Here is a 20943-nt window from a genome sequence, read left to right on the forward strand (position 1 = left end):
CGGACAAGGACTTTATTCAGCAGGCTGGGGCTCATCGTCACCCGACCGCTGGGTGATCGTCACCGGCTTCCGCCCGATCTGCGGGGTGGGGTCATGGTCGATCACCGGCCGGCCATCGTCGCCCGGACGATAGGTCAGGAGGCGACGGCCGAGCTTCGGTCCGATCCACTTCTCGATGCCGACGGCAAGGCTGAAGCTGGCCGGAACGATCAGCAGCGTCAGCACGGTCGACAGGGTCAGGCCGCCGATCACGACGATGCCCATCGGCGCGCGCCACGATCCGTCACCGCTCAGCGACAGGGCGGTCGGCACCATGCCGGCGACCATGGCAACCGTCGTCATGACGATCGGCTGGGCGCGCTTGTGCCCGGCATCGATGATGGCGACCGCCGTATCGACGCCTTTCTGCATCTCCTCCAGCGCGAAATCGATCAGCAGGATCGAGTTCTTGGCGACGATGCCGAGCAGCATCAGGATGCCGATATAGACCGGCATCGACACCGGATTGCCGGTCACCAGCAGGCCGAGCAGCCCGCCGAGGGGCGCGACCAGCAGCGACAGCATGTTGACGAAGGGCGGCAGCAGGCGGCGGTAGAGCAGCACCAGCACGGCGAAGACGAGGAAGATGCCCGCCACCACCGCGACGATGAAGTTGTTGATCATCTCCCCCTGCCATTTGGCCTGGCCGAGCGTCAGCTCGCTGATGCCGACCGGCAGGTTCTTCATCGCGGGCAGGGCGTGAATCTGCTTCATCGCTTCGCTTGAGACGATCTGCTTGCCGTTCTTGTCGTTGCCGCGGTCCGCGCCGATCGTGATCTGGCGCTGCTGCGCGACCCGGTCGATCTTGGTCGGGCCGGCGCCGAAGCCGATCTCGGCGACGAGGCTGAGCGGGACCGAGCCGCCGGACGCGGTCTGCACCGGCAGGTTCTGGATCGTCGACAGCCGCTGGCGCGCATTCTGGTCGAGCGCGACACGGATCGGGATCTGGCGATCGGACAGCGAGAATTTCGCGCTGTTCTGGTCGATGTCGCCAAGCGTCGCGATTCGGATCGCCGAGGACAGGGCCTGGGTCGTCACGCCGAGATTGGCGGCAAGGTCCATCCGCGGCGAGATGACGATCTCGGGCCGTTTCAGGTCGCCGGTGATGCGCGGCGCGACGAGCGAGGGCAGCTTGCCCATCTGCTCGACGATCTTGACCGCTGTCGCGGTCAGCAGCGCCGGATCGTCGCCGCCGAGCGTGACGGTCAGGTCACGGCCGCTGCCGCCCCAGCCATTGTTCGACCGGAACGAGACCCGGGCGTCAGGGATCTTCGCCAGTTCGGGGGCGAGCGAGCGTTCGAAATCGATGCTCTTCTTCGCCTTCTTCTCCTTGAAGATGGCGGTGACCCGGCCATTGCCGACAAAGGCGCGCGAATAGACCGATTCGACATCGGGCTGCTTGCCCAGGAAATCAGCCACGCGGCGGACCACCAGCTTGGTATCGTCGAGCGTGGTGCCGGGCACCATCTCGATCGTGGCCGTGCTCGAATCCTGATCCTGGTCCGGCTGGAAGGTGGCGGGCAGCGTCGTGAACAGGACGATGGTAAGCGCGAACGAAATGATGCCGCCGACCACCGCCGACCAGCGATGGCTCAGGGTCCATTTCAGCGTGGACATGTACATGTCCATCAGGCGTCCCTCGCCATGCTTGGCCTCGCCATGCGCCTTGAGGAAATAGGCGGCGATCATCGGCGTCACGAGGCGCGCGACGGCAAGGCTCATCAGCACCGAGACCACGACGGTCAGGCCGAAATTCTTGAAGAACTGGCCCGAAACGCCCGGCATCAGGCCGACTGGCAGGAACACCGCGACGATAGACATGGTCGTGGCGAGCACCGCGAGGCCGATCTCGTCGGCTGCGTCGATCGACGCCTGGTAGGCGGACTTGCCCATCCGCATGTGCCTGACGATATTCTCGATCTCGACGATGGCGTCGTCGACCAGCACGCCGGCCACCAGGCTGAGCGCGAGCAGCGTCATCTGGTTCAGGTTGAAGCCGAGCAGTTCCATGAACCAGAAGGTCGGGATCGCCGACAGCGGGATGGCGAGGGCCGAGATGATCGTCGAGCGCCAGTCGCGCAGGAACAGGAAAACGACGAGCACGGCGAGCACCGCGCCTTCCACCATCGCCTCCATCGCCGAGTGATATTGCTGCTCGGCATATTTCACCTGGTTGAAGATCAGCTGGAAATGGACCTTCGGATTGCGCTTCTCCAGCGCGGCCAGCTTCTCCTTGGCGCCGTGATAGACCGAGACGTCCGACGCGCCCTTGGAGCGCTGGAAGTCGAAGCTCAGCACCTGGCGGCCGTTCATTTCCGAGGCGGAGCGCTGCTCGGCATAGAGATCGCGGACCTGCGCGATATCCGACAGCTTGACCGTGCGGCCGCCGCCGACGGCGATCTGGGTCTGGCCGAGCTCATAGGCGTTCTTGGCGTTGCCGAGCACGCGCACCGATTGTTCGGACCCGGCGATCTCGGCGCGGCCGCCCGCGGCGTTGAGGTTCACCTGGCGGAGCTGAAGGTTGACCTGGCTCGCGGTCAGGCCCTGCGACTGGAGCTTGGCCGGATCGAGGATGATGCGGATCTCGCGGGTGACGCCGCCGTTGCGGCTGACCGTCGCCATGCCGGGAACCGACAGGAGTTCCTTCGACACATTGTTGTCGATGTACCAGCTCAGCTGCTCGATCGTCATGTCGGTGCTGACGGCGGCATAGCTGGCAAGATCGTTGCCCGACGTGTTGGCGCGGGAGACCTGTGGTTCGAGAATGCCGTCCGGCAGGTCGGACCTGATCTGCTGCACCGCGCTGCGCACGTCCTCAACCGCGCGGTCGATCGGCGTGCCGATGTTGAGCTGGACCACGGTGACCGAACTGCCTTCGGTAACCGTCGAGTTGATCTCGTCGATGCCCTGAAGGCTGCGGACCGCGGCCTCGACCTTCTGGGTGACCTGGTTCTCCAGCTCGGTCGGCGCCGCGCCGGGCTGGCTGATCTGAACGATCACGACCGGGAAATCGATGTCCGGGTCGTTGTTCACCTCCATCGTCCAGAAGCTGACGATGCCGGCGACCGTCAGCATGAAGAACAGCACGATCGACGGAACGGGGTTCCGGATCGACCATGCCGAGATGTTGCGAAAGCTCATGGCGCTCAGCCTTGCGTTTTCTGGAGGACGGGCTTGTTCTGGAGGACCGGCTTGATCTTTTGTCCGGCGTTCAGGAATGCCCCGGCCGAGAGCACGACCTGCTCGGTACCGGTCAGGCCTTCAGTGATCGCGACGCCGGTGTCGGAGACTTCGCCGAGCTTGATCGGACGACGGACGACCTTGTTGTCGTTACCGACCACGTACACGAAATTGCCCTGCGTGTCGCTCTGGATCGCCGAGTTGGGCAATTGCGGCATGTCGCTCGAGCCGCGACGGATCGTCGCCGAGGCGAAGCCGCCGGGACGAAGCGCCGGATTATAGCTCAGGGCGATGCGCGCGATGCCCTGGCGGGTCTGCGGGTCGATCACCGGAGAGACCTGCCAGACCGTGCCGGTGAAGGCCTGGTCGCCGCCTACCGGGGTGACCTGTGCCGTGACGCCGGTGGGCAGGCCGGTGAGGTCTGCTTCACTGAGTTGGGCGCGCATTTCCATCTCGCCGCCCTTTGCCATGCGGAAGAGCGTGCCGGATCCCGAGCTGATCACCATGCCGGGCTCGACGCTGCGGGTCAGCACAAGGCCGGCGGCGGGCGCGCGGATGTCGAGACGGCCGGTGCGGGCGTTCTGCTCGGCCAGCTGCGCCTGAGCGACGCGGACGCGTGCCACCGCGGCGTCGCGGGTTGCCGCCTTGCGCTCGAGATCGGCCTTGGAGATGAAGCCGCGATTGACCAGCGCCTGGGCGCGGTCGAGCTCTGACTGGGCGATCGCCGCGTCGGAGCGCGCGACGTTGACCTGGGCGGCCAGCGAGGCGCCGGTCTGGGTCTGCACCGCACGGTCCACGGTCGCGAGCACCTGGCCCGCGCTGACCCACTGGCCGGGTTCGACCAAGACTCGCGTGACCATGCCGCCTTCGCCGGCAACGCCGATCGGCATCTCGCGCTTGGCGGCGAGCGAGCCGGTCGCCGAGATGATGCGCGCGGAGGACTGCCGGCCTGGAATGGCGACCGACACGGTCGGGAGCTGTTCGTTCTTGCCCCCCGCGACGGCAGGCTGGGCGGCCCCCTTGTCGCCGGACATCGCGAAATAAACGCCGACGATGACGAGGACAGCGAGGATCGCCGCGCCGATGATCCACCACCGGCGATTCGAACGGCCCTCCGCGCCCGGCAGGGCGAGATGGTCGTCAGTGCCGAAGGACGGCTGGCCGTAATTCATGTGCGTCACTTTCCCCGTCCCGCCCGTGTCGGCGTCGTCGTTATCGTCCGACTGTATTATAGAAATAAGTCACCGACCTCAAGGGGTCGTTTTTACGGTTGCGCTCATGGCCGTTTCGGGCCGTTTTCGCAAGCGCAGCATATCGTTGTGGTAAAGAAACGGTTGCATATCGCCGGTATGAAGGCGACCTTCCCCGCGGCCACGCGCCAGCGGGCCGTAATCTAGGGGAGTGAAGCGATGCTTTTGCACAACAGCTTCTTGGGCTGGATTCTGATCGGCCTTGTCGCCGGCGTTCTCGGCAAGATGATCATGCCCGGCAAGGATCCGGGCGGATTCATCGTCACGATCCTGATCGGTATCGCGGGCGCCCTGCTCGCCGGCTATCTCTCGCCGATGATCGGGCTTCATATCGAGGCCGGCTGGCAAAGCTATGCCGCGGCGACCGTGGGCGCCGTCGTCCTGCTGGCGCTCTATCGCCTGGTGATGGCGCGCCGGGTGCGTTGAGCGGTCGAGCCGTTCAGCTTAGGTTGGCCTGCGCATCCGCATGAGGTGTGCGCGGGCCAGCCGGCCCGGTTCGATACAGGAGTAATATTGATGCGTTTCCTTGCGACCGCCGTGGCGCTCGCCGCCCTGCCGCTCACCCTGTCGCCTGCCGCGGCGCAGGTGACCCCGACCATCGTGGCCGATGGCGCGCTCCTTGATGTGACCGCGCAGGGTCAGACGAGCCGTGTGCCCGACATCGCGACGATTCGCGCCGGCGTGGTGACTCAGGGCGCGACGGCCGCCCTGGCGCTGGCGGAGAACGCCAAGCGCATGGCAGGCGTCCTTGACGCGCTGAAGCGCGCCGGCGTGGCCCCTCGCGACAACCGGACGGCGAACGTCTCGCTGAGCCCGCAATATCGCTATGCGGACGGCCAGCCGCCGGTCGTCACCGGCTATCAGGCGAGCAACAGCGTCGCGATTCGTTTCCGCGACATCGCCAAGGCAGGCGCGATCCTCGATGCCCTGGTGGCGCAGGGCGCGAATCAGATCGACGGGCCGACCCTGTCGATCGACCAGCCCGAAGCGGCGCTGGACGAAGCGCGCGCCGATGCGGTGAAGATCGCCCGCGCCCGCGCCGAGCTCTACGCCCGCGCCGCCGGCCTGTCGGTATCGCGGATCGTCTCGATCTCCGAAGCCGGCCAGAATGACGGCAGCACGCCGCAACCGGTGATGTTCGCCAGGGCGGCGGGCATGGATGCCTCGACCCGGGTCGTGCCCGGCGAGACTGACGTGACGGTGTCGGTCACCGTCCGTTTCCTGCTGAAGTAAACGAAAACGGGCCGCCCGGTTGCCCGGGCGGCCCGCGTTTCCGCGCCTGTCCCGCGCTTAGCGGACTGAACCGCGGCGGATCAGGTTGACGATCGCCAACAGGATGATCGCGCCGATCAGCGAATAGACGAAGGTCGTGATGGTGATGACCTGATTGATCCCGCCTCCGAAGAGGAAGGATGCGATCACTGAACCGATGATGCCCACGACGACGTTCAGGACGATGCCCTGCTGCCCGTCAGTGCGCATGACCATGCTGGCGAGCCAGCCGACGACGCCACCAACTACGAGCCAAACAATAAGACCGACCATGTTTCCCTCCGTTGCTCCCGGCTTGTCCGGGTTCGGACTTCAAAGACTCATGACCGGCCGGATTTGTTCCGCAGGCGTTTCGCTCGACTGAACGACAACGCCCCCGCAACCATTCCCGGGAATGGCGCGAGGGCGCGCAACTTCAGCGATGCTGAGGAAAGGGTTCAGTATTTCTGCTGGCGTTCGTACAGCGAACGATAATGCTGGATCCGGGTGACGCGGAGGCCGGGCATGCCCGAACGGTCGATCGCGCGCTGCCAGCCGGCGAATTCCTCGACCGTCAGGCCATAGCGGTCGCACACCTCGTCGACCGACAGCAGCCCGCCATTGACGGCGGCCACCACCTCGGCCTTGCGGCGCACGACCCAGCGGGTCGTCTCGGGCGGGGGCAGCGTGTCAAGAGTCAGCGGTTCTCCCAACGGGCCGATGACTTTGGCGGGGCGAATCTTCTGGTTCTCGATCATTCTCAACCTCGATCGGGGCGGGGGGCCCCCTCTCTTCTTCAACAACGTCATTACGCGCGCGGACTTGAACGCCGGCTAAAGCGGCTCGGTAAACGGCGGGTTCATTCCTTCCTGGTCCCGCGCCAGCATTTCGGCGACCGACCGGTTGAACGCGCCATGTTCCGGCGCGAACCAGCTGCGATGGCTGAACGCCGGCACCAGATGGGCGTGGTGAAGCGCGGTCGGGCTCGCGGCCTGGCGCGCGGCGATCCCCACCATCAGCACCGCCAGGTCTGGCGGGAGGATGGTGACGCCGGCGTCAGCCTCGAACCGGGAAAAACTCAGATCCATAGCGCCCTTTCCGGCGACGGAGACTCGATCGGCACCTGTCTAGGGAAAGGGTCTGAAATTCCGGTAAAGCTCGTTTAAAGAGCTTGGAAAGGCGTGGCGCTTTGCATCACGGGCCCCGCGCGCCTATCTGGCGCCCATGATGACCGAGGGTGATTTCCAGCTTGGGCCGGACCTGAGCGGCAGGCGCATCGTCGTCGCGATGTCGGGTGGCGTCGACAGTTCGGTGGTCGCGGCGCTGGCCGCGCGCACTGGCGCCGAGACGATCGGCGTGACGCTCCAGCTCTACGATCACGGCGAGGCGGTGGGCCGGGCGGGGAGCTGCTGCGCCGGCCGCGACATCCGCGACGCGCGCGCCGTGTGCGACCGGCTTGGCATCGCGCACTATGTGTTCGACCATGAATCGAGCTTCCGCGACCAGGTGATCGACGGGTTCGCCGACGAATATCTGCGCGGGCGCACGCCGATCCCTTGCGTCCGCTGCAACATGGGCCCGAAATTCACCGACCTGTTCCAGGTCGCGCGCGACCTCGGCGCAGACTGCCTGGCGACCGGCCATTATGTCCGCCGGGTCGAAGGGCCTGCTCGGGCCGAGCTGCACCGCGCGGTCGATCCCGCGCGCGACCAGAGCTATTTCCTGTTCGCGACGACTCAGGACCAGCTCGATTATCTGCGCTTTCCGCTTGGTGGGCTGCCCAAGACCCGGGTGCGCGAGCTCGCGGCCGAACTCGGGCTGGGCGTGGCGGCGAAGCCCGACAGCCAGGACATCTGCTTCGTGCCCGACGGCGACTATGCCTCGCTGGTCAAGAAGCTGCGGCCGGAGGCCGACACCAGCGGCGAGATCGTCGACGAGGGCGGGCGGACGCTCGGGCGGCATCGCGGGCTGATCCATTTCACTGTCGGCCAGCGGCGCGGACTTGAGATCGGCGGGACGCCTGAGCCACTCTATGTCGTTCGGCTCGAGCCGGAGAGCCGCCGGCTGGTGGTCGGGCCGAAGAGCGCGCTGGCGGTGGAAGCCGCGCGGCTGTCCGACATCAACTGGATCGGCGGCGATCATCACGGGCCGCTGACCGCCAAGGTGCGCTCGCTGGCCAAGCCGGTACCGGCGCGGCTGATCGGTGATCGGGTGGTGTTCGATTCCCCGGAATATGGCGTCGCGCCGGGGCAGGCGGCGGTGCTGTATGCGGGTGAGCGGGTGCTTGGCGGCGGCTGGATCGAGGAAACCGAACGGGCGCTGATCGCCGCCTGAAAGTCGTTCTCGTCGGCAATCCGTTGCCCTCACCCGCCCGCCCTCTACAGCTGGGAGAGGGGCTAGCGGAGCTTGAGCGGCGTGCCTTTGAACGGCTCGGGCTGGCAGCCGAGGACCGGGTCATAGGTCGCCGAACGGCTGGCGATCAGCGGGACATAGGCGGTCACCGTCTTGGTCGCCGGATCGTCCGAGAGGCGGATCGCCTCCATGCCCGGCTCGAAATCGGCGCGGCAGCTCTTCAGGTCGCGGTTGCCGATATAGCGGCAGGCGCAGGCGACCCGGGCGGCATAGCCGGTACCGAGCTGGAGCTGCGGGGTGAGCGACCGGGCATAGAGCAAGGCGGCGGCGAGCAGCGCGAGCAGCAACACCCCCAGACCGATCGCGATGCGCCTTGCCTTCATGGGCGTGTACCCTATCGTGGCTGCGATGCTACGCAAGGCCGCCTTTCTCGCGATGGTGCCCATCCTCCTGGCGAGCACCGATGCGACGCCGCTCGCGTCGACCTTCAGCATCACCGCGTGCCGGGGCACCGACCTCTCAAAGTCGATGGCACCGATCCGGTTGTTGTTCTCCGGCCATCCCGAAACCCGCGCCGTGCTGGTGACGGCGGACGGGTGCCCGGCATTCAAGGCCTATGCGCCGGGCTATTCGGACGGGAATCGCTTCATCAGCTGGTCGATGGCGAAGACAGTGACGGCCATGCTCGTCGGTGCGCTGGTGACCGACGGCCGCCTGAAGCTCGATGCGCCGGCGCCGATCGCCGAATGGCACAAGCCGGGCGACCCTCGTGCCGCGATCACGCTGCGGCATCTGCTCCAGATGTCGTCCGGCCTCCAGCATGTCGAGGTGGGCGATCCGGTCGAGACGTCGGATACCAACCAGACGCTGTTCGTCAGCCATACCGGCGCGATGGCGGCGGCGGCGATCGACCATCCGCTCCAGACGAAGCCCGGCACCACATTCCGCTACAGCTCGCTGACCACGATCATCCTCGGCGAGATCGTTGCGCGCACGCTGACCGACAGCCGCGATCCGAAGACGCGCGCGACACGCTATACCGAGTTCGCGCAGGCCCGGCTGTTCAGGCCGGCCGGCATCACCAGCGCGGTGCTCGAATATGACGGCGCGGGGACTCAGATCGGCGGATCGATCCTGCATATGAGCCTCGACGACTGGGGCCGGATCGGCGGTCTGCTGCTCGACGGCAAGGCGGGGGATGGTCGGCAGGTGGTCGACCCGGCCTGGCTTGCCTTCATGAAGGCGCCGTCGCCGACCAACGCCGAATATGGCGCGCAGACCTGGCTCAACCGGCCCGGCGGCGCCGAGGGCAAGGCGACATTGTTCCCCGGCAAGGGCCCGGCGAGCGCGGTCGCGGCTGACGGTCATCTCGGCCAACTGGTGATCGCCAGCCCGGATAGCGGGCCGGGCCGAGGGATCGTGGTGGTGCGGCTTGGCAACACGCCGGACACGCGCAACGCGGCGCTGATGCAGACGCTCGGCGATGTCGTTGCGGGGTTCGACCGGCCGGCAACGAAGCAGTGAGCGAAGCCCGCCTCCCCGTCGTGTAGCCGCGATTCTGCGACATAAGGGCGAAAATCGCGGTTTCTTTTTTCTTCCGCTGTTATGTTGGATTTCGGGCCCGGATTCCTGTCTGTTTTACAGGTGCTTGACCGCTGTTTTCCCTGTTATCGAATAACAGCGGAAAACGGGGGGCGAATGCGGGCGAACGCGCATTCTTCTTCCGCTGAGGACGTCGAAAAACCCTCCAACAGATTTCGACAATAAGAAAGAGCGGTCGGGCGCCGGCTGGCGCCCGGCTGCTCCTCGCTGCCACGGTCGCGTCGCGGTTTGAATCGGTGTCAGGCCTTGCCGGCGCGCAGGAGTTCGACCGCATGATGCGCGCCGCGCGCCGACATCGCCATATAGGTGAGCGACGGATTCTGGCAGCCCGACGAGGCCATGCACGACCCGTCGGTGATGAACAGGTTCGGCACGTCATGCGCCTGGTTGTGGCCGTTGAGCACCGAGGTCTTCGGGTCCTTGCCCATGCGCGCGGTGCCCATTTCGTGGATGCCGAGGCCGAGGCCGCCATAATGCTTGTACTGGACGATGTCGGTGCAGCCGGCCATTTCGAGCATCGTCCGGGCATCGGCACTGGCCTGGTCGATCATCTTCCTGTCCTGCGGTCCGAGTTCCACGTCGATATGCGGGATCGGGATGCCCCATTTGTCGGTGCGTGTCGGGTGGAGGGTCACGCGGTTCTCCGGACGCGGCATCATTTCGCCGAAGCCGTTCAGATTGAGCGTCCAGGGCCCCGGTTTACGCAGCCTTGCCTTCAGCGCCGCGCCGGTGCCGGGTTCTCCGATGCCGCGCTGCCAGCTGCTCCGCAGCCCCCGGCCCTGGAAGCCGAAGCCGCGCGTGTATCCGTCGCCGGGCTCCGTCACGTTGCGGTAGCGCGGCACGTAGAAGCCATTGGGGCGGCGGCCATGATGATAGATGTCGTCGAAGCCGGGATAGGTCCCGCTCGCGCCCATGCCGCTGATATGATCGGTCAGGTTGCGCCCGACCATGTCGGAGCGGTTGGCCAGGCCGGTCGGAAAGGTGTCGGAGGTCGAGGTCAGCAGGATCTGCGCGGTGCCGATGGTCGAGGCGCAGAGGAATATCAGCTTTGCTTCATGGACGGTGCCGGCCTTCGTATTCTGGTCGATCACTCGCACGCCCGATGCCTTGCCGGTCTTCGGGTCATGGATGATGCTGTGGGCAATGGCATCGGTGACGATGGTGAGGTTGCCGGTGTTCTTCGCGGCGGGCAGCGTCGCGCTGAGGCTGGAGAAATAGGCGCCATAGGAGCAGCCGCGCTCGCACAGCGACCGGTACTGGCACGGGCCGCGGCCCAGCGCCTCATGCTCCGGGGTCGGCGCGGTCAGATGCGCGCAGCGGCCGGTGATCAGCCGGCGGGTCGGGAAGGCAGCCTGTATCTTGCGGCCGAATTCCGCCTCGACCGGAGTCAGCGCCATGGGGGGAAGATATTTGCCGTCGGGCAATTGCGGGAGACCCTCGGCCGAGCCCGAGATGCCTGCGAAGGTCTCCACATGATCGTACCACGGTGCCATGTCGGCATAACGGATCGGCCAGTCAGTGCCGTAGCCATCCTTCGCGTTGGATTCGAAATCCATCTCGCTCAGCCGATAGGATTGCCGCGCCCACATCAGCGAGCGGCCGCCGAGATGGTAGCCGCGAATCCAGTAGAAGGGCTTGTCCTCCGGCGTCGAATAGGGGTGGTCGCTGTCCTTGGCCCAGAAATGTTTGTTGGCGGCGGAGAAGGCGTAGCATTTGCTCTGCACTTCATAGTCCGCCTCGATCTCGGCCTCCGAGACCTGGCCGTAATTGTCGATCTCCCAGGGCGAGAGCGAGTCGGTATAGTCGCTGCCATGTTCGATATGCCGGCCGCGCTCGATGACCAGCGTCTTGAGCCCGCGCTCGGTCAATTCCTTCGCGGCCCAGCCGCCGCTCATCCCCGATCCGATGACGATCGCGTCGAAGCTCATGCTCATTCCCCGATGATGTTGGTCAGCCGGCCCAGGCGCGCGTGTCGGGCCCCATCTTCATGCCCGGTTCCCACACCCCCGGGGACAATTCGTACCGAAGCTCCCGCGTCGCGCCGGCCTCCGACAGATAATAGCCGGTCAGGGCGAGATTCCTGAAACGGCGCCAGGCCAGGTCCTTCGCCGCGAAGGCCGCGGCGTCGAAGGCGGCGAGCCTTGTGTCGCGCTGACCGGTACTCAGCGCAGCGAAGCCCTTGCCGGTCGTGGCGCGGGCCTCGGCATCGATCTTCGCCAGCACGGCGCGGAAGCCGGCGGCGGTGCCCGGCGCGGCCCAGTTGCTCATCATCGCGTCGATGAAGCCGGGCACGCCAGCCTCGATTGCCCCCGGCGTGTCGGTGCGCGGGATCAGCGCGCCACAGACGGCATCAAGCACGGCGCGTTCGGCCGGCGTGAAAAAGGCCCTGGTGGGAGCGGTCGCAAAAGCGAGGTCGGGCAGGCCGGCAAGGGTGCCGCCGACAAGCAGGATCGCGCTTCGCAGGAGCGCCCGGCGATCGAACGCACGGCTTTCGGCCATCTGCATCATCCTCTCCCATCCTCTCATCGCATCAGAACGCTTGTGCGCTTCCCGCTTGCACGCCAGACTGCCGGGCGGGGCGGAGCTTGTCCAGCCCTTCGCGTTACCGGTATCACGCACAGGCGTGGACCGGGGGGAGGATCGACGATGAGATATCTGCTTCGCCTGCTGGCGATCCTGGCCGGTGCCATGACCCTGATGGGCGGCGCCGCCTGGGCGAAGGACGCGCCGCGCGTCCTGATCTTTTCCTATTCGACCGGCTATCGCCACGCCTCGATCGAGCCGGGCGTCGTCGCGCTGCAGGCGCTGGGCAAGAAGATGGGCGTGACGATGGTCGCGAGCGCCGATCCGGCGGTGTTCAGCAATGAGGGGCTGAAGGACGTGGCGGCGATCATCCTGCTCAGCAACACGAGCAAGCATGACGATCCGACCTCGGAATGGCTGACCGGCACGCGGCGCGATGCGTTCCAGGCGTTCGTCCATCGCGGCGGCGGGGTCGTCGGCATTCATGCGGCGGCGGATTCGCACTATAGCTGGCCATGGTACGGCAAGCTGTTCGGCGCCCGCTTCATCCGCCATCCCAGGGGAACGCCCGAAGGGGTGGTGACGCTGGCCGACCTGAAGCATCCGGCGAACAAGGGGCTGGCGCCGGTCAGCCGGCATGTCGACGAATGGTATTATTTCGACGATTACGATCCGCGGATGCATCTGCTTTCGACGGTCGATCCGGCGTCGATCGGCGAGCCTGACGCCAATCCCAATCCGGTGTCCTGGGTGCACGAGTTCGAGGGCGGCCGGGTATTCTACACCGCGATGGGACACACGGTGGAGGCGTATCAGGACCCATGGTTCCTGAGACAGGTGGAGAATGGGGTGAACTGGGTGCTGAAGCGGTAGAGGACTGACGACGAGGCCCGGCGACAGCGCGGGCCGCTCTTTCTCCCCTCCCCGGAAGGGTGGGGCTGAGGGCGGCTGTCGCCGAGACACCTGGCGCTTTCCGACAGGATATGCCGGGCGGTGCCTTCCGGGCCGGCCAGGACCATGTCGTCGCGTTTGCGGCTGACCCGCGATTTCTGCACTGCCAACCCGGATGCGATGTGATCTTGTTGATAAAAAACAAGAAAAATCAGCATCCGGGTTGGGCGAAAATCGCTTCCTTCCCAAAGCGCGGCGCGTTGATCCGGGCTTTTCGCGGAAATCCAGTCCGATCCGAATCGGACGCTATCCATCGCTGTCCTTGCCGTCGCGGAAGCGGGCAAGGACGTAGAATCGGCTCAGCTCAAAACCCCGATCGGGCGTTCAGATCGCGTCCAGCGCCTGCTGGAAGTCAGCGATCAGATCGTCGGCATCTTCAACACCGATCGAGATGCGCACCAGATTGTCGGTGATGCCCAGCGCCTTTTTGCGCGCATCGGGCACCGACAGATGAGTCATCGCCGCGGGATGACTGGCCAGCGTCTCGGTGCCGCCAAGACTGACCGCGAGCTTGGCGATCTTCAGCGCGTCGAGGAAGGCGAATGCTTCCTTCTCGCCGCCCTTCACGATCAGCGAGAAGGTCGATCCGGCGCCGGTGCAGTGGCGGCGATAGATATCGGCCTGGCGCTCCATGCCCGGGGTGTCCTCAAGGAAGCCGAGATAGCCGACCCGCTCCACCTTGGGATGGCTGCGCAGGAATTCGCAGACCTTCACCGCATTCTCGCCCGCGCGGCTCATGCGCAGTTCGAGCGTCTCCAGGCTGCGCATCAGCATCCAGGCGGTGTGCGGGTCGCAGATCGTGCCGATCGTGTTGCGCATCAGCCGGATGGTGTTGATGTGCTCCTTCGATCCGAGCACGCCGCCCGCGACGAGATCGCTGTGCCCGCCGGCATATTTGGTCAGCGAATAGACGACGATATCGGCGCCATGCTCGAGCGGCTTGAGCCAGAGCGGGCCGAGGAAGGTGTTGTCGATCGCGATCGGCGGCTTCTCCGCCGCGTTCTTGAAGATCGCGTCGCGGCTGGCGGCGACCGCCTGGATGTCGACCAGCGCGTTGGTCGGGTTGGCCGGGCTTTCGAGATAGATCAGCGCGACCCGGCCGCTCGCCGCCTTGCCCAGCACCGCGTCGATCTCCTCGCGGGTCGCGCCCGCCGGGAAGTCGAGCCAGTGAACGCCGAACCGGCCGAGGATACGCGCGATCAGCGTCTCGGTCGCGGCATAGAGCGGGCCTGAATGGACGATCGTGTCGCCCGGCTTGACCATCGACAGGAACAGGGTGGCGATCGCCGACATGCCCGAGGAGAAGGCGAGGGCATCCTCGGCATCTTCCCAGATGCCGAGCCGGTCCTCGAGGATCTCCTGGTTCGGCCCGTTGAAGCGCGAATAGACCAGGCCCTCGGCGCCGCCCGGGCGCTTGCCGGTCACGCCCTCGAAATGGCGCTTGCCCGCCGCGGCATTGGGGAAGACGAAGGTCGAGGTCAGGAAGATCGGCGGCTTGAGCGACCCTTCCGACAGCATCGGATCATAGCCATGGCCCATCATCAGCGTCGAGGGCTTCAGCTTGCGGTCGCCGATCTTCTCGATCGGCGGCTTGGGCTTGGTGCGCGGCGCGACGCCCGTGAGATCGGCTTCGTCTTCGTTCTTGATCGCCATGGATACGTCCTGGGAGAGAGAGAGGGTGCGCCGTCCTAGCGCGAGATAGTCACACTTGAAACCTTGTTGCGCGACGGCAAGGGCCGGGCGCCTGTAGTGCCGTCATTCCCGTAACGGATCGATACGGTGCGCGTTCCGCCACTGCCGGGAAGAATTCGCGCCGATTCAAGCGGCGGGGCCATCGCGGCATCATGGTGCCGGAGGAGGCGTTTTCGCACCCTCCCGCTGTTTCTCATCGTGATGAATATTGGCGGGCTTCTTGTGCGTTCACGCGGAAAGAAACCGGCGATTTTGCGTTTTCGGCGGGCATTTTTCCTCTGTTATGGCGTAACAGGGAAAATGGCGGCCAAGCCTTTGAAAGGCCAGCACGAATCCGGTGCGAGAATCCAACATAACAGCGGAAGAAAAACAAAGGTCGAAAAGCGATCGCTGCGTTGGACAAATGCCTCAGTCGGCCTGTGCCGCCGTCAGCTGGCGATTCCGATGATCGAGATCTGCCGCCCGTATCCCGGCTCGCCGCGATGGGTGGCGCGCCGGAAGCTGAAGAAGCGATCCTCGTCGGCATAGGTGTCGAGGCCGAGCATCTCGATCCGCGCGAGCCCCGCTTTAGCAAGGCGGTGGGCGACATAGGCTTCCAGGTCGAACTGGTGATGGCCGGGCTTGCCGGGCGCGAAGAAGCGTTCGTTGGCGGGGTCGTCGGCGTCGAAGCGCCGGGCGAAGCCGTCGTCGACCTCATAGCTCGACCGGGCGATGCAGGGGCCGATCGCGGCGGCGATTCGATCGCGCCGGGCGCCCAGCTTCTCCATCGCGGCGATCGCCGAGTCGGTCACGCCGCCGATCGCGCCCTTCCATCCGGCATGCGCCGCGCCGACCACCCCGGCTTCGCGATCGGCGAACAGCACGGGGGCGCAGTCGGCGGTGAGGATGCCAAGGGCGAGGCCGGGCCGGTCAGTGACCAGCGCGTCGCCCGGCGGTCGGTCGTTGAACGCGGTGAGCGCCCTGACGACATCGGCCGAATGAGTCTGATAGAGGGTGAGGAGCCGTGTGCCAGGAAGCACTGCTTCGGTCGCGAGGCGGCGGTTCTCGGCGACAGCCCCGGCATCGTCGTCCGATCCGATGCCGACATTGAGGCCGGCATAATTTCCGGTCGACACCCCGCCGCGCCGGCCGAGAAAGCCGTGCGGCACGCCATCGAGTGTCCTGGCCCGGATAATGTCGACCTCGCTCACAGCGTGCGCCGCCAGATACGGTCGTCATGGACCTGCGGACCGGTAACGAAATCGCAGCGCCCGACCTCGGTAAAGCCGTGCCGCGCATAGAATCGCTTGGCGCGCTGGTTGTGGTCGAACACCGCGAGGTAGAGTTCGGGCGCTCCACGCGACCGGGCCGTATCGATCAGCCATTCGGTCAGCGCATCGGCCACGCCCCGGCCCTTGCACGCCTCGACGACATAGAGCTGCCGCAGCTCCATCGCGTCCGGATGCGCCGTGTCGAAGGGGAGGGTCATCGCCGAGAGCTTGATAAAACCGGCCGGCGCTCCGTCGAGCCAGGCGGCGCGCCAGTCGATCGCGGGGTCGCCCAGATCGCGCTGCATCTGGCCGGCGGGGCCGTAAGCCTGATCCAGATAGATGGCGAGCGGTGCCGGGTCGATCACCCCGGTGAAGCTGTCGATAAAGGCCTGCCGCGCCATCGCCGACAGGGCGGGGGCGTCGGCTGGGCCGGGCGCGCGATAGGTAATGGTCACAGCACCAGCCGCATGATTCGATCGTCGTCGATCGTCTCGCCCACCCGGAAGGCGTAGCGGCCGATCTCCTCGAACCCGTACCGCTCGTAGAAGCGCCGGGCGCGGTGGTTGTCGACATAGACGCTGAGGATCACCTCCTTCGCGCCATGCTCCCGCGAATGTTCGAGCGCCCAGTCCATCATCACCGGCGCGACGCCCTGGCCCTGCCAGGGGCCGAGGACATAGAATTGGTACAGCTCGATCGCGTCGGGCCGCCATTCGCCGGGGAAAGTGACGGGCCCCATCTTCACGAAGCCGATGACCTCGCCGTCGTCGAGCGCGAGGCGGACAGTGAAATCGGGGTCGGAAAGCTGCGAGGGCAGGCCGTTCGCGCCGAACGCCTCGTCGAGGAACGCGGCGAGATCCGACTGGCGATAGAGATTGCCGAACGTCTCGGTGAAGGACCGGCGGGCCATGGCGGCCAGCGCCGGGCCGTCGATCGTGCGGGCATCGCGATAGCTGATCATGAGAAGGCCGCCGGTACCGGCCAGCCGGGCGCGGTGAGCGCCAGCGCCTTGAACAGGCTCCCCATCGCGACCGTCAGCCGCTCGCGATCGGCGGCGATCGATTCGGCGCGGTCGGGTGCCGTCCGGGCGAGCGCGGCGGCGCGCGCGTCAATGCCGAGCGCGCTCAGCAGCGTGCCCTGGCCAATGGGGCCGAAGGCATGCACGCCCTCCGCCTGGGCGGCGGCGGCAAGCGTCGCGAAGTCTACATGGGCGGTCAGATCCTGCTCTCCCGGCAAGTCGAAGGGATTGGCGAAACGGTGGCCGCGCACCGCCTGGAGCGTGTCGCCGATCGCCGGCCCCTCATAGCCATAGTCGATCGCGAGTACAGCGCCGCCCTGCCGCGCGACGGCACCGGCCAGGGCGCGCATCACCGCGACGCTGGCCGGGGATGTCTCGATCACCGATCCCGGCGGCGCGCCGCGCAGCGCCTTGGGGATGATCTCGTCGGGCACCTGCCTGCCAGCGATCGGCAGGAACAGCAGGTCCTGGCAGGCGACGAAACGCTCATGCCAGACGTCGAGCGCGCGGACGAGCTGGCGGATCGGCAGCGCGTCGAAGAACTCGTTGGCGATCACGATGAGCGGCCGGTCGGCGGGCAGGGTGGAGACATCGTCATGCCAGGCGGCTCCCGGCACGCGCTCCGCCTGCGCGGCGCGGAGCGTCGGGCTGGTCTCGACGAAATGGACTGGCGGGGTCAGCCCCGTCCTGGCCATCGCGCGAAGGGCATCGCCGGCGAGCGTGCCGCGCCCGGGGCCGAGTTCGACCCAGGCGATGTCGGGACGTCCGGCGCGATCCCACAGGTCGGCGCACCACAGGCCGATCAGCTCGCCGAACATCTGGCTGATCTCGGGCGCGGTGGTGAAATCCCCCGCTGCCCCGAGCGGATCGCGCGTCGCGTAATAATGCGCGTTGGCGGCCGCCATGAACTGGGCGATCGAAATCGGCCCCGCCAGCGTTATCGCGCGGGCGAGACGATCGGCGAGGCTGGGTTCAGATCCCCCCCCGCTTGCGGGAGGGGCCACAGGAGGGCTTGGAGGACTCATAATGCGTGGCGGGCATGCCCTCCCCCGCCCCCACCCGCAAGCGGGAGGGGAGGAAGATCAGGCGACGCTCTCGCTCCCGGCGATCGGCTCGACGCGCTGGCGGCGCTTCTTCGATGTCGCGATCAGATAGAGGCCACCGGCGATCATCGGCAGGGTCAGCACCTGACCCATATGGATCGTCGTCGCGAAGAAGGTGCCGGCGAACTGCGAATCGGGCTCGCGGAAGAACTCCACCGTGAAGCGCGCGAGGCCGTAGAACAGCAGGAACAGGCCGACGAGCTTGCCCGGATCGTAGCGCGCCTTGGTGCGCCAGAAGGCGAACCACAGGATCGCGAACAGGACGATCCCCTCGAGCCCGGCCTCGTAGAGCTGGCTCGGATGCCGTGCCGGATCCATGCCGCCGATCACGGTGCGCGGGAAGACGATCGCCCAGGCGACGTCGCTTGGCTTGCCCCACAGCTCGCCGTTCACGAAATTGGCGAGCCGGCCGAAGAACAGGCCGAAGGGCACGCAGCAGGCGAGATAATCGTGGATTCGCAGCCAGTCGAGCTTGTGGCGCCGGGCGAACAGGATGATGCCGAGCGAGGTGCCGATCATCCCGCCATGGAAGGACATCCCGCCGTCCCACAGCTTGAGGATCTGAAGCGGATTCAGGAACATGCCGGGCGCGTAGAAGAGCGCATAGCCGAGCCGCCCGCCCAGGATGATGCCGAGCGTCGCGTAGAAGACGAGATCGTCGGCATGCCGGCGCGCCATCGGGCTGCCGGGCTGCGCGATCAGCCTGAGCAGATACCACCAGCCGAGCAGGATGCCCGAGATATAGGCGAGCGAATACCATTTGATGTCGAAGAAGCCGAGCGACAGCGCCACCGGCTTGAGCCCGAGGCTGTCGAAATGGAGGTGGTTCTGCGCGCTGGCGAGCGTGGTCAGGATCAAGGCTTTTCCCCAAGGGTTCGCGTCTCCATAAAGGCGGGGAACGACAAGACCAAGTGGAGAGAGCGATGCGCACTGAGCTTGACCGGCGAATGGACGAAGGGCTGGCCGCTCTGACGGGGGAGGGCGCCCCGCTGGCGCTCGGCTCGATCGCCCTGAACGGGGTCGATTTGCCCCTGATCGCGACCGTGCCGCCGGCCCTGCCCTATTATTTCGCGCATTATTCGGCCGAGCATAAGGACAAGATATTCCTGGTCGCGGGCGAGGAGCGGCTGACCTTCGCCGAGGTGCATGCCGAGGCGGAGAAGGTCGCGCGAACGCTGGTCGGCGACGGGTTGCAGAAGGGCGACCGGGTCGGGATCGCGATGCGCAACTCGCCGTCGTGGATCACGCTCTATATGGGCATCACCATGGCGGGCGGGATCGCGACCCTGCTCAACGGCTGGTGGCAGACGGCGGAACTGGCCGAGGCGATCGCCGATGTCGGCTGCACGCTGGTGTTCGCCGATCCGCCGCGCGCGAAGCGTCTCGCGGCGATCGAGGGCGCGGCGGTGCCTGTGGTCGAGATCGACGACGGCCAGCCGCTCGCCCAGGCGATGTCGGTCGTCACGCATAGCTGGCCCAAGGTCGCGCTGCCCCCGCTGACGGGTGACGATCCTGCGACGATCCTGTTCACATCGGGATCGACCGGCCAGTCGAAGGGCGCGCTCAGCGATCACCGCGCGGTGCTGCAGGGCGTGTTCAACTATCTGGCCCAGGCGCTGGTGATGCTCGGCATCGCGATGAAGGACGGCAATCCGCCCGAAGGCCAGCCGGCGACGCTGCTCAACGTGCCGCTGTTCCATGTGACGGCGGAGGTGCCGGTATTCCTTCAGAGCTTCGCCATGGGCCGCAAGCTGGTGCTGATGCCGAAATGGGATGCGGAGGAGGCGATGCGTCTGATCGAGGCGGAAGGGATCACCTATTTCGTCGGCGTGCCGCTGATGAGCTTCGAGATCCTGACTCATCCCAACCGGTCGAACTACAATCTCTCCACCGTCACCGATTTCGCCGCCGGGGGGGCGCCCCGCCCGGTCGAGCATGTCAGGCGGATCAAGGAGGAGATGGGCGGCGGCGCGCCGTTGCTCGGCTACGGCCTGACCGAGACCAACGGCATCGGTTGCGGCAACTGGCGCGACAACTATCTCGCCAAGCCCAATTCGACCGGCCGCGCCTCTGCGCCGCTGGTCGACCTCGCCATCCTCGATGCGATGGGGCGGCCGGTCGCCGCCGGCGCGCGGGGCGAAGTGGGGATCCGGTCGGTCGCGAACTTCAAGGAATATTGGAATCGGCCCGAGGCGACCGCCGCCGCCTTCACCGCCGACCGCTATTTCCTGACCGGCGATATCGGCTATCTCGACGAGGACGGCTATCTGTTCATCGTCGACCGCAAGAAGGACATCATCATCCGCGGCGGCGAGAATATCTCGTGCCAGGAAGTCGAGGCGGCGATCTACCAGAATCCCGCCGTCGCCGAGGCAGCGGTGTTCGGCCTGCCGGACGAGCGCTTCGGCGAGGTGCCGGGGGCGGTTGTGAAGTATCGCGACGGCGAGGAACTGACGCCGGACCAGCTCTGCGCCTATCTCTATGCGCATATCGCCGCGTTCAAGGTGCCGCAGCGGATCTGGACGTCGGAGGAGCCGTTGCCCCGGCTCGGGACCGAGAAGATCGACAAGGTCGGGCTGCGCGCGAAATACCAGGCGATCGCCGCGGCCGAGGCGGTGGGGGCGGGCTGAGCCGACCCCGACCATTGGTCCAATACCCGTTCGTGCTGAGTAGGGATCGAGTATCCGAAGGCGTATCGAGAGCCCGTATCGAAGCACCTTGAAGTACGGTGC

Annotated in this window: 20 protein-coding genes; 6 read left to right on the plus strand and 14 right to left on the minus strand. The window is 66.3% G+C overall.

Translation table 11 applies throughout. The features are described from left to right. Positions 1-12 precede the first annotated feature (12 nt). Positions 13-3180 carry an efflux RND transporter permease subunit gene (locus tag NDN01_RS22700; RefSeq protein ID WP_272624345.1) on the minus strand — a complete coding sequence of 1056 codons (3168 nt, stop codon included), beginning with the start codon at positions 3178-3180 and terminating at the stop codon, positions 13-15. A 5-nt stretch (positions 3181-3185) separates the two neighbouring features. After that, positions 3186-4391 (minus strand): efflux RND transporter periplasmic adaptor subunit, encoded by a 1206-nt coding sequence (locus tag NDN01_RS22705; RefSeq protein ID WP_272628364.1) that lies wholly within the window; start codon positions 4389-4391, stop codon positions 3186-3188. 237 nt (positions 4392-4628) lie between these two features. On the opposite strand from NDN01_RS22705, the gene NDN01_RS22710 reads away from it, so the two are divergent. Together NDN01_RS22710 and NDN01_RS22715 are read left to right on the plus strand one after the other, a co-directional pair. Then, positions 4629-4895, plus strand: a complete 267-nt coding sequence (locus tag NDN01_RS22710; protein ID WP_272624347.1) for a GlsB/YeaQ/YmgE family stress response membrane protein — start codon at positions 4629-4631, stop codon at positions 4893-4895. Positions 4896-4985: 90 nt separating this feature from the next. After that, positions 4986-5702, plus strand: a complete 717-nt coding sequence (locus NDN01_RS22715; protein ID WP_272624348.1) for an SIMPL domain-containing protein — start codon at positions 4986-4988, stop codon at positions 5700-5702. Between the two features lie 57 nt (positions 5703-5759). Here NDN01_RS22715 and NDN01_RS22720 read toward each other — a convergent pair whose 3' ends face one another. From NDN01_RS22720 to NDN01_RS22730, 3 genes are all read right to left on the minus strand, one after another. Continuing rightward, positions 5760-6014 carry a GlsB/YeaQ/YmgE family stress response membrane protein gene (locus NDN01_RS22720; RefSeq protein WP_272624350.1) on the minus strand — a complete coding sequence of 85 codons (255 nt, stop codon included), beginning with the start codon at positions 6012-6014 and terminating at the stop codon, positions 5760-5762. Positions 6015-6178: 164 nt separating this feature from the next. Next, the gene (gene sciP, locus NDN01_RS22725; RefSeq protein WP_272624352.1) at positions 6179-6478 is read right to left on the minus strand and encodes a CtrA inhibitor SciP; all 300 of its coding nucleotides are present in this window, start codon (positions 6476-6478) and stop codon (positions 6179-6181) included. Between the two features lie 75 nt (positions 6479-6553). Further along, the gene (locus NDN01_RS22730) at positions 6554-6808 is read right to left on the minus strand and encodes a hypothetical protein (protein ID WP_272624354.1); all 255 of its coding nucleotides are present in this window, start codon (positions 6806-6808) and stop codon (positions 6554-6556) included. Positions 6809-6947: 139 nt separating this feature from the next. Here NDN01_RS22730 and mnmA point away from each other — a divergent pair, with 139 nt between their 5' ends. Then, entirely contained in the window at positions 6948-8054 is a 1107-nt protein-coding gene (mnmA, locus tag NDN01_RS22735; RefSeq protein ID WP_272628365.1) for a tRNA 2-thiouridine(34) synthase MnmA, read from the plus strand. A 62-nt stretch (positions 8055-8116) separates the two neighbouring features. Here the strand turns inward: mnmA and NDN01_RS22740 are convergent, their stop codons facing one another. Beyond that, complete coding sequence (locus tag NDN01_RS22740; protein ID WP_272624356.1) at positions 8117-8455, minus strand: hypothetical protein; 339 nt, start codon at positions 8453-8455, stop codon at positions 8117-8119. 25 nt (positions 8456-8480) lie between these two features. On the opposite strand from NDN01_RS22740, the gene NDN01_RS22745 reads away from it, so the two are divergent. Beyond that, entirely contained in the window at positions 8481-9596 is a 1116-nt protein-coding gene (locus tag NDN01_RS22745) for a serine hydrolase domain-containing protein (protein WP_272624358.1), read from the plus strand. Positions 9597-9913: 317 nt separating this feature from the next. Here the strand turns inward: NDN01_RS22745 and NDN01_RS22750 are convergent, their stop codons facing one another. After that, complete coding sequence (locus tag NDN01_RS22750) at positions 9914-11602, minus strand: GMC family oxidoreductase (protein ID WP_336298320.1); 1689 nt, start codon at positions 11600-11602, stop codon at positions 9914-9916. A 22-nt stretch (positions 11603-11624) separates the two neighbouring features. Further along, positions 11625-12182 carry a gluconate 2-dehydrogenase subunit 3 family protein gene (locus NDN01_RS22755; RefSeq protein WP_272624363.1) on the minus strand — a complete coding sequence of 186 codons (558 nt, stop codon included), beginning with the start codon at positions 12180-12182 and terminating at the stop codon, positions 11625-11627. Between the two features lie 138 nt (positions 12183-12320). On the opposite strand from NDN01_RS22755, the gene NDN01_RS22760 reads away from it, so the two are divergent. Continuing rightward, positions 12321-13070 carry a ThuA domain-containing protein gene (locus tag NDN01_RS22760; protein ID WP_272624365.1) on the plus strand — a complete coding sequence of 250 codons (750 nt, stop codon included), beginning with the start codon at positions 12321-12323 and terminating at the stop codon, positions 13068-13070. Between the two features lie 402 nt (positions 13071-13472). Here the strand turns inward: NDN01_RS22760 and NDN01_RS22765 are convergent, their stop codons facing one another. The 6 genes from NDN01_RS22765 to lgt form a co-directional block, all read right to left on the minus strand. Further along, positions 13473-14801, minus strand: a complete 1329-nt coding sequence (locus NDN01_RS22765; protein ID WP_272624367.1) for a cystathionine gamma-synthase family protein — start codon at positions 14799-14801, stop codon at positions 13473-13475. Between the two features lie 467 nt (positions 14802-15268). Further along, positions 15269-16030, minus strand: coding sequence for a peptidoglycan editing factor PgeF (pgeF, locus tag NDN01_RS22770; protein WP_272624369.1), 762 nt, complete (start codon positions 16028-16030; stop codon positions 15269-15271). Continuing rightward, on the minus strand, positions 16027-16545 hold the full coding sequence (locus tag NDN01_RS22775) for a GNAT family N-acetyltransferase (protein WP_272624371.1): 519 nt from the start codon (positions 16543-16545) through the stop codon (positions 16027-16029). The genes pgeF and NDN01_RS22775 overlap by 4 nt, the downstream gene beginning before the upstream one ends. Continuing rightward, positions 16542-17051: a GNAT family N-acetyltransferase gene (locus tag NDN01_RS22780; protein ID WP_272624373.1), complete on the minus strand. Its 510-nt coding sequence runs from the start codon at positions 17049-17051 to the stop codon at positions 16542-16544. Before NDN01_RS22780 ends, NDN01_RS22775 begins: the two co-directional genes overlap by 4 nt. Continuing rightward, positions 17048-18133 (minus strand): class I SAM-dependent methyltransferase, encoded by a 1086-nt coding sequence (locus NDN01_RS22785; protein WP_272624374.1) that lies wholly within the window; start codon positions 18131-18133, stop codon positions 17048-17050. The genes NDN01_RS22780 and NDN01_RS22785 overlap by 4 nt, the downstream gene beginning before the upstream one ends. 57 nt (positions 18134-18190) lie before the next feature. Further along, the gene (gene lgt / locus NDN01_RS22790; protein ID WP_272624376.1) at positions 18191-19069 is read right to left on the minus strand and encodes a prolipoprotein diacylglyceryl transferase; all 879 of its coding nucleotides are present in this window, start codon (positions 19067-19069) and stop codon (positions 18191-18193) included. 65 nt (positions 19070-19134) lie between these two features. On the opposite strand from lgt, the gene NDN01_RS22795 reads away from it, so the two are divergent. Continuing rightward, positions 19135-20841, plus strand: coding sequence for a class I adenylate-forming enzyme family protein (locus NDN01_RS22795; RefSeq protein ID WP_272624377.1), 1707 nt, complete (start codon positions 19135-19137; stop codon positions 20839-20841). The last annotated feature ends 102 nt before the right edge of the window (positions 20842-20943 follow it).

It is taken from the genome of Sphingomonas sp. QA11 (assembly GCF_028473665.1).
GTDB lineage: Bacteria > Pseudomonadota > Alphaproteobacteria > Sphingomonadales > Sphingomonadaceae > Sphingomonas > Sphingomonas phytovorans.

What these genes read in the sequence shown, in the direction of transcription:
- NDN01_RS22700 (WP_272624345.1), bottom strand. Translation starts at nt 3,180, where the DNA reads ATGAGCTTTCGCAACATCTCGGCATGGTCGATCCGGAACCCCGTTCCG.
- NDN01_RS22705 (WP_272628364.1), bottom strand. Translation starts at nt 4,391, where the DNA reads ATGAATTACGGCCAGCCGTCCTTCGGCACTGACGACCATCTCGCCCTG.
- NDN01_RS22710 (WP_272624347.1), top strand. Translation starts at nt 4,629, where the DNA reads ATGCTTTTGCACAACAGCTTCTTGGGCTGGATTCTGATCGGCCTTGTC.
- NDN01_RS22715 (WP_272624348.1), top strand. Translation starts at nt 4,986, where the DNA reads ATGCGTTTCCTTGCGACCGCCGTGGCGCTCGCCGCCCTGCCGCTCACC.
- NDN01_RS22720 (WP_272624350.1), bottom strand. Translation starts at nt 6,014, where the DNA reads ATGGTCGGTCTTATTGTTTGGCTCGTAGTTGGTGGCGTCGTCGGCTGG.
- sciP (WP_272624352.1), bottom strand. Translation starts at nt 6,478, where the DNA reads ATGATCGAGAACCAGAAGATTCGCCCCGCCAAAGTCATCGGCCCGTTG.
- NDN01_RS22730 (WP_272624354.1), bottom strand. Translation starts at nt 6,808, where the DNA reads ATGGATCTGAGTTTTTCCCGGTTCGAGGCTGACGCCGGCGTCACCATC.
- mnmA (WP_272628365.1), top strand. Translation starts at nt 6,948, where the DNA reads ATGACCGAGGGTGATTTCCAGCTTGGGCCGGACCTGAGCGGCAGGCGC.
- NDN01_RS22740 (WP_272624356.1), bottom strand. Translation starts at nt 8,455, where the DNA reads ATGAAGGCAAGGCGCATCGCGATCGGTCTGGGGGTGTTGCTGCTCGCG.
- NDN01_RS22745 (WP_272624358.1), top strand. Translation starts at nt 8,481, where the DNA reads ATGCTACGCAAGGCCGCCTTTCTCGCGATGGTGCCCATCCTCCTGGCG.
- NDN01_RS22750 (WP_336298320.1), bottom strand. Translation starts at nt 11,602, where the DNA reads ATGAGCTTCGACGCGATCGTCATCGGATCGGGGATGAGCGGCGGCTGG.
- NDN01_RS22755 (WP_272624363.1), bottom strand. Translation starts at nt 12,182, where the DNA reads ATGATGCAGATGGCCGAAAGCCGTGCGTTCGATCGCCGGGCGCTCCTG.
- NDN01_RS22760 (WP_272624365.1), top strand. Translation starts at nt 12,321, where the DNA reads ATGAGATATCTGCTTCGCCTGCTGGCGATCCTGGCCGGTGCCATGACC.
- NDN01_RS22765 (WP_272624367.1), bottom strand. Translation starts at nt 14,801, where the DNA reads ATGGCGATCAAGAACGAAGACGAAGCCGATCTCACGGGCGTCGCGCCG.
- NDN01_RS22780 (WP_272624373.1), bottom strand. Translation starts at nt 17,051, where the DNA reads ATGATCAGCTATCGCGATGCCCGCACGATCGACGGCCCGGCGCTGGCC.
- NDN01_RS22785 (WP_272624374.1), bottom strand. Translation starts at nt 18,133, where the DNA reads ATGAGTCCTCCAAGCCCTCCTGTGGCCCCTCCCGCAAGCGGGGGGGGA.
- NDN01_RS22795 (WP_272624377.1), top strand. Translation starts at nt 19,135, where the DNA reads ATGCGCACTGAGCTTGACCGGCGAATGGACGAAGGGCTGGCCGCTCTG.